General features: G+C 65.5%; 10 protein-coding genes. 4 read left to right on the forward strand and 6 right to left on the reverse strand.

The features are described 5' to 3' along the window. Positions 1 to 210 precede the first annotated feature (210 nt). On the forward strand, positions 211 to 1,896 hold the full coding sequence (locus TSH20_RS10010; RefSeq protein WP_109074574.1) for a CHASE3 domain-containing protein: 1,686 nt from the start codon (positions 211 to 213) through the stop codon (positions 1,894 to 1,896). 223 nt (positions 1,897 to 2,119) lie between these two features. Here the strand turns inward: TSH20_RS10010 and TSH20_RS10015 are convergent, their stop codons facing one another. The 5 genes from TSH20_RS10015 to pdxH form a co-directional block, all read right to left on the reverse strand. Beyond that, entirely contained in the window at positions 2,120 to 2,941 is an 822-nt protein-coding gene (locus TSH20_RS10015; RefSeq protein ID WP_109074575.1) for a universal stress protein, read from the reverse strand. Between the two features lie 195 nt (positions 2,942 to 3,136). Further along, the gene (gene hypD, locus TSH20_RS10020) at positions 3,137 to 4,249 is read right to left on the reverse strand and encodes a hydrogenase formation protein HypD (RefSeq protein ID WP_109074576.1); all 1,113 of its coding nucleotides are present in this window, start codon (positions 4,247 to 4,249) and stop codon (positions 3,137 to 3,139) included. Between the two features lie 147 nt (positions 4,250 to 4,396). Further along, the gene (locus tag TSH20_RS10025; protein ID WP_247871281.1) at positions 4,397 to 5,791 is read right to left on the reverse strand and encodes a methyl-accepting chemotaxis protein; all 1,395 of its coding nucleotides are present in this window, start codon (positions 5,789 to 5,791) and stop codon (positions 4,397 to 4,399) included. Between the two features lie 270 nt (positions 5,792 to 6,061). Then, a complete protein-coding gene (locus tag TSH20_RS10030) occupies positions 6,062 to 6,997 on the reverse strand; it encodes a cation diffusion facilitator family transporter (RefSeq protein ID WP_199231942.1) in 936 nt (311 codons plus the stop codon). Positions 6,998 to 7,117: 120 nt separating this feature from the next. Continuing rightward, positions 7,118 to 7,726: a pyridoxamine 5'-phosphate oxidase gene (gene pdxH / locus TSH20_RS10035; protein ID WP_109074577.1), complete on the reverse strand. Its 609-nt coding sequence runs from the start codon at positions 7,724 to 7,726 to the stop codon at positions 7,118 to 7,120. Between the two features lie 198 nt (positions 7,727 to 7,924). On the opposite strand from pdxH, the gene TSH20_RS10040 reads away from it, so the two are divergent. From TSH20_RS10040 to TSH20_RS10050, 3 genes are all read left to right on the forward strand, one after another. Next, positions 7,925 to 8,398 carry an RT0821/Lpp0805 family surface protein gene (locus TSH20_RS10040; RefSeq protein WP_109074578.1) on the forward strand — a complete coding sequence of 158 codons (474 nt, stop codon included), beginning with the start codon at positions 7,925 to 7,927 and terminating at the stop codon, positions 8,396 to 8,398. Positions 8,399 to 8,462: 64 nt separating this feature from the next. Continuing rightward, positions 8,463 to 9,425: a J domain-containing protein gene (locus TSH20_RS10045; RefSeq protein WP_109074579.1), complete on the forward strand. Its 963-nt coding sequence runs from the start codon at positions 8,463 to 8,465 to the stop codon at positions 9,423 to 9,425. Between the two features lie 238 nt (positions 9,426 to 9,663). Beyond that, the gene (locus TSH20_RS10050; RefSeq protein ID WP_109074580.1) at positions 9,664 to 11,013 is read left to right on the forward strand and encodes a class I SAM-dependent methyltransferase; all 1,350 of its coding nucleotides are present in this window, start codon (positions 9,664 to 9,666) and stop codon (positions 11,011 to 11,013) included. 155 nt (positions 11,014 to 11,168) lie between these two features. Here the strand turns inward: TSH20_RS10050 and TSH20_RS10055 are convergent, their stop codons facing one another. Further along, positions 11,169 to 12,524, reverse strand: coding sequence for a YihY family inner membrane protein (locus TSH20_RS10055; protein WP_247871280.1), 1,356 nt, complete (start codon positions 12,522 to 12,524; stop codon positions 11,169 to 11,171). Positions 12,525 to 12,617 lie beyond the last annotated feature (93 nt).

Raw genomic sequence — 12,617 nt, forward strand, 5'->3', positions numbered from 1 at the left:
CGCTTTGTTTGCAAGGCGGGTATAGGCCTTACGTGACAGACAGAAGATTTCGACATACGTAAAATTTTAGGTGATCGAAATCGGGATTCCTGCCGTATCAGGTTTTGCAATCGAACGGGTTAGACACTCACCCAATCGGATGCAACTCCGCGAGGCAAGGCGACTGTCCGCGCGAATCACAAGCCCGTCCGGTCACATGAGGCGCAAGAAATGTCCTGGTTCACCAATCTCCGAATCGGCGGAAAGCTGCTGACGGCGTTCGCCGCGCTGATCGTCATCATCGGTGCGATCAGCTTTGCCAATTATGCCACGCTGTCGTCCATCCAATCCTCCATCGGCTGGACGATCCACACCTACCGCGTAATCCAGACCACCGATGCGGCGCTGGCGGCGCTGGTGGACCAGGAGACCGGACTGCGCGGCTATCTGGTCAGCGGCGACCAGGCTTTCCTGGAGCCCTACCGGCGGGGTGAACAGGCGTTCGACCGCGCCCTGGCGGAGGTGAAGTCGCTGACCGCCGACAATCCGCAGCAGCAGGCCCGGCTGGAGGAATTGCGCAAGAACGCCACCACTTGGCGTCAGACCGTGGCCGAAAAGGAAATCGCCCTGATGTCCAAGGCCGAATCGCGCGAGGAAGCCCGCGCGATGGAGGCGAAGGCGCTGGGCAAGGCCTCGATGGACAATGTCCGCGCGCTGGTCGCGCAGATCGAGGACGCGGAGCGCGCGCTGCTGACCCTGCGCAAGGACGAACAGAAGGCCGCCTTCTCCACCGGCTATCTCACCGCCATCATCGGCGCGCTGGCTTCCGTCTTGGTCGCCGTGGCCGCCGGGATGGTGCTGCGCGGGTCCATCGCCTCGCCCATCGTCGCCATGACCGCCGCCATGGGCGGTCTGGCCGGCGGCGAACGGGCGGTCGAGGTGCCCGGCGTCGGCCGCAAGGACGAGGTCGGCGCCATGGCCGAAGCGGTCGACGTCTTCAAGCGCAACGCCATCGAGGCCGACCGCCTCGCCGCCGCCCAGCGCGCCGAAGAGGAAGCCAAGGCCCGCCGCACCGCCCGGCTGGAGGAGCTGATGCGCACCTTCGAAGGCAATGTGACCGCGGTGGTGCAGAGCCTGTCGGGCGCGGCGACCCAGATGCAGCAGTCGGCCGGCATGCTGACCAGCACCGCCGACGAGACCAATCGCCAGAGCACCACGGTGGCCTCGGCCGCCGAACAGGCCTCCGCGAATGTCCAGACCGTCGCCGCGGCGGCGGAGGAACTCTCCTCCTCCATCGACGAGATCGGCCGTCAGGTCTCGCAGTCGACCCGGGTCGCCGAACAGGCGGTCAGCGGCGCCAGCCGGGCCAACGGCGTCGTCTCCGGCCTTGCCGACGGCGCGCAGAAGATCGGCGAGGTGGTGGACCTCATCAACAACATCGCAGCGCAGACCAACCTGCTGGCGCTCAACGCTACGATCGAGGCGGCCCGCGCCGGTGAGGCGGGCAAGGGCTTCGCGGTGGTGGCGAGCGAGGTGAAGAGCCTGGCCAACCAGACGGCGAAGGCCACGGAGGACATCACCGGCCAGATCGCCACCATCCAGGGCGCGACCCGCGAGGCGGTTTCCGCCATCGAGGAGATCGGCCGCATCATCACCGAGATCAGCCAGATCTCCGCGACGATCGCCTCGGCGGTGGAACAGCAGAGTGCGGCGACTCAGGAGATCAGCCGCAACGTCCAGGAAGCGGCCCAGGGCACGCAGCAGGTGACCAGCAACATCGTCGGCGTCACCCGCGCCGCCGGCGACACCGGCCGCGCCGCCGGCGAGGTCCGCAACGTCGCCGACCATCTCAGCATCGAATCCACCCGCCTGCGCCAGGAGGTGGAGAGCTTCCTGAGCGGGGTGAAGGCGGCGTGAGGGATGGGGAGGGGGCAACACGGTGCCCCCTCCCCATCCCTCCCCCGCTCTCAGCGGACCTACGGTCCGCCTGTCGCGTCAGCACAAAGCATAGCTTTGTGCGAGAGCTTCGCGGGAGAGGGGGCAGGACGCTTGCAGGAGTTTCACAGCGGAGCGGCGGCAGTCCCCTCTCCCGCGAAGCGGGGGAGGGTTAGGGAGGGGGCAAAAACTCCCCCACTCCCGCTCAGTGCGACAGCAGCAGCGGCACCGGGCAGGTGCGCAGGACGTGGCGCGTCCCGCTGCCGCGATGCAGGAACGGGAAGCCGTAATGGCCGTGGGCGCCCATCACCAGCAGGTCGGCGCCGGTGTCCATGGCGCGGGCCAGCAGGGCGTCCATCGCGCCGATGTCGTCGACCGTGAAGTGGGTCTGCTCCGCCTTCACGCCGTGGAAGGCGAGATGGTCGAGCAGCCCGACCCGCGGTGCTTCCGGCGCCGCGTTCGAGGCCTGGGTCAGCACGGTGATGACCGTCACCTCGGAAGCCTTCTCCAGCATCGGCATGGCGTCCGACAGGGCACGGGCTGCTTCGCGCTCGGCATTCCAGGCGACAGCGATGCGCTTGCCGATCACCGGGAAGCGGCCGGCATAGGGAATGACCAGCACCGGCCGGCCGGAGTTCAGCACCACCTGCTCGTTCAGTTCCTCCGGCGCAGCCTGCGATCCGGCCTCGCGGTCATACTGGCCCAGAATGGTCAGGTCGGCGAAGCGCGACCAGATGATGACCTCGCGGATCACATGGTTGTATTCGCCGTGGGTCAGGCCGTGCCAATGGCCCTGCAGGCCGGACGCGGCGAGCTTTTCGTTGAACAGCGCCTCGCTGCGTGCCGCCGCTTCGACCAGATGGTCGCTGGACCGACGGGCGATCACGCTGCTGGCGTTTCGGTCGCCCTGCGCGAACAGGCCGCGCAGGAAGGCGCCGTGGCTCTGGGCCAGCGCGATGGCGGCGTCGAGTCGCGCCTCGACATGCGGGCTGCTGTCGAGATGGACGAGGATGTGCTTATAGGTCATGCGGGTCCTCCCGGTCTGAAATGCGAAGTCTTGCGACGTCTGCCGTTTTCCGCAGGACCGATGCCATGGGGTTTATGGCCGGCCCAACGGATTGTTTCATGTGCATCATGTTTAACCGGGCGGCGTTCGTCCAGCAGCGTTCGTCCAGCCTGCGGTGAAAGGTCGCAATGGCGCAAACGCATCGCCCGGAGCCGGTCAGGCGTCGCGGAACCGTCCATAGGTGTAGTGCGCCGCGCAGGCGCCTTCGGCCGAGACCATGCAGGACCCCATCGGGTTTTCCGGGGTGCAGACGGTGTCGAACAGCTTGCAGTCGATCGGCCGCTTCACGCCGCGCAGGATGGCGCCGCAATCGCAGCCCTTGTGGTCGGGAACGCTGGCCCCGGCGATGGGAAAGCGCCGTTCGGCGTCGAAGGCGGCATAGGCCTCGCGCAGCTTCAGGCCGCTGTGCGGGATGCTGCCCAGGCCGCGCCATTCGAAGGACGGTCGCGTCTCGAAGATCTCCAGCACCAGCGCCTGGGCCTTGCGGTTGCCGTCGGCGGTGACGGCGCGGGTATACTGGTTCTCGACCTCCGCCCGCCCGTCGTTGATCTGGCGGATCAGCATCAGGATCGACTGCAGCACGTCCAGCGGCTCGAATCCGGAGATCACCACCGGCTTGCCGTAATCCGCTGCGGCCGGGGCATAGGCGTCGGACCCGATGACGACGGAGACATGGGCCGGCCCGACGAACCCGTCCAGCGACAGCCCCTCGTCCGCTCCCGCCATGATGCCCTGGATGGCCGAGGGGGTGAGCACATGGTTGCAGAAGACGGAGAAGTTGGTCAGCCCCTGCGCCGCCGCCGCCCGAACCGCCAGCGCGGTGGGCGGAGTCGTCGTCTCGAAGCCGATGGCGAGGAACACCACCTGCCGGTCCGGATTCTCGGCGGCGATGCGCACAGCCGCGTCGGCCGACACCACCATGCGCACGTCGGCGCCCTGCGCCTTGGCCTTCAGCAGGCTGAGCCGCCCGGACCCCGGCACCCGCATGACGTCGCCATAGGTGCACAGCGTCACCTCCGGCCGGCGGGCCAGCGCGATGGCGTCGTCGATCCGCCCGACCGGCAGAACGCAGACCGGGCAGCCCGGCCCATGGATCATGCGCACGGTGTCGGGCAGCAGGTCGGGAATGCCGTAGCGGGAGATGGCGTGGGTGTGGCCGCCGCAGAACTCCATCAGGTGATAGGTGCGGTCGGCCCGCACCTCCCGCGCGATGGCGGCGGCGACGTTGCGGGCAAGCACCGGATCGCGGAACTCTTCGACGTATTTCATGGTCGCTCCCTCTGCCCCGCCATTTCACCCGCAAGGCTGATCGTATGCGTTGATACGGATCAAGAGGGAAGTTCGACAATCCATGTGCTTGGCCATGTGCTTGGCCATGTGCTTGGCCATGAGCTTGGCCCTGCGCTTGCCGCTACCTCATACCTTGTAGGCCAGCCGCAGCCCGCCCCAATGGCGGCCACGGACCATGACGGGAGCGGAGACGTCCTTCATCAGCGTGTATTTCCCGCCGCCCATGTCGCGCCGGTAGGTCTGCAGCAGGAAGGGCTTGGTGTTGCGCCCGGCGGCCAGACCGACGCGGTCGTTGAAGATGCGGCGGTTGCGGCAGTTGGCGGCGTTCCACACCGGGTCACGGCCCTGCGGCTGGCTGAACTGGCGGTTGTGGGTGGGCAGATAGCCGTTCTCGTCGATCGCCACGCAGAAGACGATGCGGCTGTTGGCCGCCAGCACCGGCTCCTGGATTCCGGGCAGCACGCGGTCGCACAGCTGGGTGTAGCGGGTCAGCACCTGCTGCGGGTCCGATCCGGCGACCGGCTGGTAATTGCGGTCGAACAGGTCGGATTCGCTGATGTCGCCACGGGCCAGCGCATCCTCGAAGGCCGCGGATACTTTCTCGGCGGCGTCCTTGACCGCGGCGATGAAGGGGGTGTCGACCGTCTCGATGTTCAGTTCGGCGGTGATGCCGATCAGCCGCTCGCTCATGCCGACCAGATTGTTCACCCGGTCGCGCGCCTGCGCCAGATTGTCGCTGGACAGCTTCACGCCCACCGCAAGGTCGGCGATCTCGTGCTCCAGCTCGCCGCAGTTGCCGCCGATCTCGGCCGACGCGGCATCGATCTTGTCGGTCTCGCCGTTCAGTTCGCGCATGGCGCGGCCGACCGTCTCGATCACCGTGCCGATGGCGGTGGTGCCCTCGCTGACCGCGCGGGCCTTGGCGGCGCTGGCGGCGCTCTCCGTCATCAGGCGCTGGGCCTGCTCGTTCAGCACCTTCAGCGTCGCGTCGATTTCCGTCGTCGCCTCGCTGGTTTTGGTGGACAGCGACTTCACCTCGTTCGCCACCACGGCGAAGCCGCGCCCGGCCTCGCCGGCACGGGCCGCCTCGATGGTGGCGTTCAGCGCCAGCAGGTTGGTCTGCTTGGCGATGGTGAAGATCTCCTTGGCGACCTTGCCGACGCGGTCCAGCGCCTCGCGCAGCCCGGCGATCTGCCCCTCGATCCCCGTCACCGACGACACCAGCGCATGGATGTCGGACAGCGACTGCTGCACCCGGTCGTGGGAGCTGTCGACCTCCTGCCGCGCCTGTTCGGTGACCGAGCGCGCGACGGCCGAGGCCTCCGAGATGCGCTGCGTGCTGCGCGACATCTTGGCGCCGGTATCGCGCAACTGCGTGAACACCTCCGACTGGTGGGTGACGCGGGCGTTCACATCCTCGATATGGCCGGCGATATCCGCGATCTCGATTCCGAGATTGCCTGCTTCCTGCGCGATGTCCGCGATCAGATGCGGACGAAGCCCAACGCCACCATCCATCATATCCACCATTCTTGCTGTTTTATAACCGAGCGCTTTCTCCCGAGTACTATTATTGCGCTTTTGATACAGATTCGCAACGTAGGGGGTGCCAAAGCGGCGGCCGGCACCCCTGTCCTTTGGTAGGATACGTTAAGGGGAGGGCACGCCCGAAGATTGTGTATCAATCCTTATCGGGTGCGAAATGAGGGTTATCCCGCAATACGGACCCGTATCACCGGCTGCACCGCCCACAACCGTCAATCGCCGGGACTCGGTGTCCAGCCACCGCTCTCAGCCGGCGATCCGGTGATCCAGCCGCTCGTCGGCCAGCCCGGCCGGCTCCTGGTGGACCATAACCTCGGCGTTGACGAAGGCCTCGCGCAACCGCTGCTCCACCCGGTCGGCGATCTCGTGCGCGGCGGTCAGGCTGATGCCGCCGTCCAGCTCCAGATGCAGCTCGATGAAACAGCCGGTGCCGGCATTGCGCGTGCGCAGGTCGTGCAGACCGCGCACCCCCGGCTCGGCCCGCGCCAGTTCGACGATGCGCGCGCGCTCCTCCTCGGCCAGTTCGCGGTCCATCAGCACGTCGAGCGCGTCGCGCGCCACGCCGCGGGCACCGTTCAGCAGGAACAGGGCGATGCCGATGCCGAACAGCGGGTCGACCACGGTCAGCCCGGTCGCCTCGGTCAGCAGGATGGCGACGATGACCGCGCTGTTCATCAGCAGGTCGCCGGAATAGTGCAGCCGGTCCGCCCCGATGGCGACCGAACCGGTGGCCGTCTGCACCCGGCGCTGGAAGGTGATGAGCCCGGCGGTCAGCAGGATCGACAGCAGCATCACGGCGACGCCCATCGTCCCCTCGGCTATCGGCTCTGGCCGGACAATTCGCCGCACCGCCTCGACGCTCAGCAGCAGGGCCGAGCCGCCGATGAAGGCGGCCTGGGCGAGTGCGGCCAGCGCCTCCGCCTTGCCGTGCCCGAAGCGGTGGTTGGCGTCGGCCGGGCGCAGGGCATGGCGCACCCCCAGCAAGGTCACCACCGACGCCATCAGGTCGGTGCAGGAATCGATCAGCGACGACAGGATGCTGACCGATTCGGTCAACAGATAGGCGGCCAGCTTCGCCGCGATCAGGGTGGAGGCCACCGACACGCTGGCATAGGTGGCATAGCGGCGCAGCCGGTCCGCCGATGCCGAGTTTTGCGCACTGTCGCTCAATGCTTCCCCCATCTGCTTGGCCCCATCCGCTTCGCCCCCGATCCTGATGCCCGGCCGCCATGGCCGGCGCGCGACCGTAGCGGCGCATCCTTACGGATCGCTTACCGTCGGCTTGTGCCTGACCTGCCCCGGTTAGGGATAAAGATGCTCGGCGGTCCAACCCATCTGCGTGCCGTCCGTCCCCTCGGCGCGCTGGAAAACCAGCCGGTCGTGCAGGCGGAACGGGCGGTCGCGCCAGAATTCGATCCGCGAGGGCAGCACGCGGAAGCCGGTCCAGTGCGGCGGCCGCGGCACGGTGCCGATGGCGTATTTGGCGGCGAACTGCGCCACGCGCTTCTCCAGCTCCCACCGCCCCTCCAGCGGGCGCGACTGCAGCGAGGCCCAGGCGCCGATCCGGCTTTCGCGCGGGCGGCTTTCGAAATAGGCGTCGGCCTCGGCATCGGTGACGACCTCCACCGGCCCTTCCACCCGCACCTGACGGCGCAGGCTCTTCCAATGGAAGCACAGGGCGGCGTTCCGATTCGCCAGCAGTTGGGTGCCTTTCCGGCTTTCGGTGTTGGTGTAGAAGACGAAACCGCGCGGATCGATCCCCTTCAGCAGAACCATCCGCACCGACGGGATGCCGTTGGCGTCGGCGGTGGCGAGCGCCATGGCGTTGGGATCGTTCGGTTCGCTCTGCTCAGCCTCCTTCATCCATTCGGCGAAGAGATCGTAAGGGTCGCGGTCGGTGCTGTCCGTCATGCCTGTGGTCCTGTATCGATGGGTCCCGTGCCGCCGGCCGGGTGGTGCGCGGCCAGGGGAGCGGGCGGGCTTCCGTGCAAAAGCGTAAGGGTCACAGCCTCATCACAATTCACAGCAAGCATAGGGTCGCTTATATCACTGTCCACCGCGAAGCCACCGATAAGGTGCCGCGGCAACCAACCTTTTCGAGGCGCAAGGATGTTCGTGAAGAAAGTCGTTCCGGCCATGATCGTCGCCGGCCTGCTGGCAGGCTGCCAGCTGGGTGGCCAGAAGGAAACGATCGGCACGGCGGGCGGCGCGGTCGCCGGTGGCCTGATCGGTTCGCAGATCGGCGGCGGTACCGGCAAGCTGGTGGCGACCGGCGTCGGCACGCTGCTCGGCGCCTTCATCGGCAGGGAGGTCGGCAGCTCGCTCGACAAGGCCGATGCCGGCTATGCCGAGACCGCGGCCCGCCAGGCCTACGCCGCCCCGGTCGGCGACCGCATCAACTGGAACAACCCGCAGTCGGGCAATTCCGGCACCATCGTCACCACCCGCGACGGCTACAGCAGCGCCGGCACCTATTGCCGCGAGTTCCAGCAGACCATCGTCGTGAAGGGCCGGACGGAGCAGGCGTACGGAACCGCTTGCAAACAGGCCGACGGTACGTGGAAGATCATCGGCAACTCGTAACTTCGCCGACCAGCACCCCGCACTCGCAACCTCTGAGCCCCCCTGGGGCGGGAACCCTCTGCCCGTGGCCACGCGCGATCCCTACAGCGTTCTCGGCGTCAGCCGGTCCGCCAGTGCCGACGACATCAAGAAGGCATACCGCAAGCTCGCCAAGCAGCATCACCCGGATCTGAAGCCGGGCGACGCCGCCAACGAGGAGCGGTTCAAGGAAATCTCGGCCGCCTACACGCTGCTGTCGGATGCCGAGAAGCGCGCCCGCTACGACCGTGGCGAGATCGACCCGTCGGGGCAGGAACGGCACGCGGGCTTCGGCTCGCGCGGCCGCTCCGGCAGCCGCGGCCGGGCCTATAGCAGCACGGCCGACGACACGTTCTTCGGTGGCGGCGACGACTGGTTCTCCGACCTGTTCGGCGGCGGCCGGCGCCGCCCCGGCGGGCCGGGGGCCGGAGCGGGTGCGGGAGCCGGCGGCTCCGCCGGGCCGCGGGTGCGGGGCAGCGACATCTCCTATTCGGTCACCGTCCCCTTCGTCGAGGCGGCGAACGGGTCAAAGCGCCGGATCAACCTGTCCAACGGCAAGAGCATCGACGTCGCCATCCCGCCGGGGACGGAGAACGAGACGAAGCTGCGCCTGAAGGGCCAGGGCCTGCCCGGCATGGGCGGCATGCCCAACGGCGACGCCATCGTCGAGGTGCATGTCGAATCGCACCCCTACTTCACCCGGCAGGACAGCGACATCCATGTCGAGGTGCCGATCACCCTGAACGAGGCGGTTCTGGGCGCCACCGTCAATGTGCCGACGATCAGCGGCAAGGTGGCGGTGAAGGTTCCACCCGGCGCCAACACCGGTTCGGTCCTGCGCCTGCGTGGCAAGGGCGTGGTGAATCAGGCCACCAAGCAGCCGGGCGACCAGTATGTGAAGCTGAAGGTCGTCCTGCCCGACCCGCCCGACGCCGAACTGGTCAAGTTCGTCGAACAGTGGGCCAAGACCCGCAGCTACGACGTCCGCAAGAAGGCCGGGCTGGAGTAAGACGGGGGCTGCGCCTGAGTGGTGGTTCAGGCGCAGTTTCGTCCGACCAAGGATATTTCTTAATCCGGCGCTGCATATCGGCATGCCCCCGAACGCGCCTCTACCAGAACGTGCATCATATCGCGATCCCGATATCGCTCGACGTCTTCGAGCGTCGTTCGTGGTTTGCCGGGGCCTAATGCCGCCATCATCTCAATGGGAGGGAACCTCCCGAAGCAGTCAGCTCAAGGATGTATAGATGGCCGTAATTTCAAGCAGCGATCTGGATCAATGGGTTGATTTGGTTGACAGGAAATATGGCGGAGTTATGGGGACCCAGGATTTTCTCCAGGAGTTCGGGGATTTCAGGGTTACTCTCAAAACAGAGATCGACGAAAACCTCTGTCCTTTTTCAGAAGAATATTTCAATCAGCAACTTTCCGTTTATGAGGAAATCTCAGGAAGAAAACTGAATCAGTCAGATGGAGAACTGCATCCGGTTAACATTTCATCGCTGCTTCGCGCTCCCAACCCCCTGGGTATCTGGAACACTTCGCATGTATCAGAAATGGTGCGCGCGCTCACCGCGCTGATGTCACTTTCCGGACTTGGCGTTGCTGCCAAGATACTCGATATGGGAGCAGGCCACGGGCTCAGTTCGGAGGTTTTTTCCTTCTGTGGAGCCAATGTACACGCCATCGATATCGATCCCGCCCTCTCGGAACTCAGCAGACTTCGAAGCCAAAGACTGGGATATGAACTCAAAAGAAGCACGATGAATTTTGATGACACTGCCGAGATCGAAGATAAACTATACGACGCGGCTTACTTCTTTCAGTCTTTTCACCACTGCACAAGGCCGTGGGATCTGGTCAAAATCCTATCGGGGAAAATCATTGATGACGGTATTATCGGCTTCACGGGCGAACCGATCCAACAAACTTGGTGGAAGCACTGGGGAATTCGACTCGATTACGAATCCGTGTATGTAGCGCGCAAATACGGCTGGTTCGAATCCGGATGGTCCCACAAGTTCATCCGGGATTGCTTCGAACGCAATTCGATGGAACTCCGGTTTTTCAGAGGTGGACACGGCGGCGGTGAAATCGCCATCGCTTGCGCAAATCCGAACAGACTCACGATGATAGCCGAGCGCGCCCTTGCCCTTGGTCACGCGGAAGTCATGAAACGGGGCAGCGAGGCGTGGTCATCCATGCAGTATCATAGCCAGATCGGAGAATCCGCCGACCTGTGCGGACAGCCCGCAATCCGTACCCGCACCCCGCGGAGCGACGGAGGCTACCTTTGTTACGGGCCATATGCGACGCTGGAACCCGGAGACTATGAGATAACGCTGCTGCTGGCACGCTCGGACGGCCAGGAAGTGACCGGCCCCGAGTCGCATGCGGCGTTCGACGTGGTATGCAACCACGGAAATGTAACCATCCACCCTAAGGAACGATTCACCATCAAGATGAATGATGTCGCGGTCCTAACAAGGATTTTTACAATCGATACGGAATGCCGGAATGTGGAAGCCAGAATTGAGATTATTGGTCTCGACACCTGGACCTGCACAATTCCGTATTTTCGCAAGATCCAGCATTAGATCGTCAGCATACATCGAATCGACGGAACGCTTGATTTTGCGATTTTATCACGAATTATGATTCTAGAGCTTATAAGGTGTTTCGACTTCCATCTGACGAACCCTAAACCACTCGACATGATGCGCTCCTTTGCGTAGCAATCAAAAGGCCGCATTCAACTTTTAACCGCCCGCAGCGAAACCGCTCCACTTCCCTGCCCGGCCGGCTGCCCTTCCGGCGGCAGATCGTCGTTCAGCAGGCTCTTCAGCGGCACGTTCAGCAGATCGCTCTGCCGTGCCTCGGCGGCGTCCAGCAGGCGGGCGGTGCGCTCCTGCCAGGGCAGGTCCAGCCCGCCCAGACCGTGGACCGAGCCGCGCATGCCAATGCCCAGCGCCTTCAACAGCTCCAGCAGCGTCGCTTCGCCCATGTCGCGGGTCACCACCCAGGCGTCGCGGGTGGTGTGGGCCACCCAATGGGCGTCGCGCAGCTGTTCCAGGATGCCGTCGATCAGCAGCGTGCCCACCGGCACCCGGCCGACCAGCGTGCGGCGGCGCATGCCGACGCCCAGCCGGCTGGCCTCCATCAGTTCGTGCAGGACGGCCAGCGCCAGCGCCAGCCGCTGGGCCGGCAACAGCCCCTCCATGCCGCCGCGGGTGACCTTGCCGGCGCGCCATTCCGGCAATGACGCCGCGACCACCGCGCCGAACAGCACCGTCGACCAGGCGATGTAGAGCCAGAACAGGAAGATCGGCACCACCGACAGGGCGCCGTAGATGGTCTGGTAGGCCGGGTATTCGCGCATGTACCAGCCGAAGATCGCCTTCGACCCTTCCAGCAGGATCGAGCCGATGGCGCCGCCGCACAGCGCGTCCAGCCAGAACACGTCGCGATTCGGGATCACCAGATACAGCAGCGTACATCCCAGCAACTGCAGCCCGAACGGCAGCAGCATGCCGATTCCCGCCAGCGGATGGACCACACCCTGCAGGTGCGCCACCTCCAGCGCGGTCCACAGCGTGCTGGACAGCGACAGGCTGGCGCCGGCGAACAGCGGGGTCAGCGACACCACCGCCCAGAAGGACAGGATGCGGGTCACATAGGAGCGCGGCTCGCGCACGCGCCAGACGGTGGCGAAGGACCCCTCTATGGTCCAGATCAGCAGCACCGCCGACACCGCCAGCCCGATCACGCCGAAAATCGGCATCTGCCCGGCATTCGCCATGAAGCGGCCGAGATATTCCAGGATCGCGTCGCCGATCTCCGGCACCAGATTCTTGACCAGCGCCGTCTGGATGCGCAGCTGCAGCGCGCTGAAGGCCGGAAAGGCGGAGAAGATGGCGAAGCCGATGGTCATCATCGGCACGATGGCCAGCAGCGAGGTGTAGGTCAGCGCCGCCGCGGTCTGGAAACAGTTGTCGTTGTAGAAGCGCAGCATCGAGTGGCCGAAGAAGCCGCCAAGCTCCCTCAGACCGCTGAGGATGCGGCTGCGCTCCTCCTCCTCGCGGCCGTCTGTGTCCTTAGGGTGAGCCATGCGACGCCTCCTGCGGCGGGACCGCCCGCGTCGGTTTGACCGGTGGGCGCTTTCGTGTAGGATGCGCCCCACTTTTCGCGGCTTGTCCCGCGG

The sequence above is a fragment of the Azospirillum sp. TSH20 genome (assembly GCF_003115935.1).
GTDB lineage: Bacteria > Pseudomonadota > Alphaproteobacteria > Azospirillales > Azospirillaceae > Azospirillum.

What these genes read in the sequence shown, in the direction of transcription:
- TSH20_RS10040 (WP_109074578.1), top strand. Translation starts at nt 7,925, where the DNA reads ATGTTCGTGAAGAAAGTCGTTCCGGCCATGATCGTCGCCGGCCTGCTG.
- TSH20_RS10025 (WP_247871281.1), bottom strand. Translation starts at nt 5,791, where the DNA reads ATGATGGATGGTGGCGTTGGGCTTCGTCCGCATCTGATCGCGGACATC.
- TSH20_RS10050 (WP_109074580.1), top strand. Translation starts at nt 9,664, where the DNA reads ATGGCCGTAATTTCAAGCAGCGATCTGGATCAATGGGTTGATTTGGTT.
- TSH20_RS10010 (WP_109074574.1), top strand. Translation starts at nt 211, where the DNA reads ATGTCCTGGTTCACCAATCTCCGAATCGGCGGAAAGCTGCTGACGGCG.
- TSH20_RS10030 (WP_199231942.1), bottom strand. Translation starts at nt 6,997, where the DNA reads ATGGGGGAAGCATTGAGCGACAGTGCGCAAAACTCGGCATCGGCGGAC.
- TSH20_RS10055 (WP_247871280.1), bottom strand. Translation starts at nt 12,524, where the DNA reads ATGGCTCACCCTAAGGACACAGACGGCCGCGAGGAGGAGGAGCGCAGC.
- hypD (WP_109074576.1), bottom strand. Translation starts at nt 4,249, where the DNA reads ATGAAATACGTCGAAGAGTTCCGCGATCCGGTGCTTGCCCGCAACGTC.
- pdxH (WP_109074577.1), bottom strand. Translation starts at nt 7,726, where the DNA reads ATGACGGACAGCACCGACCGCGACCCTTACGATCTCTTCGCCGAATGG.
- TSH20_RS10015 (WP_109074575.1), bottom strand. Translation starts at nt 2,941, where the DNA reads ATGACCTATAAGCACATCCTCGTCCATCTCGACAGCAGCCCGCATGTC.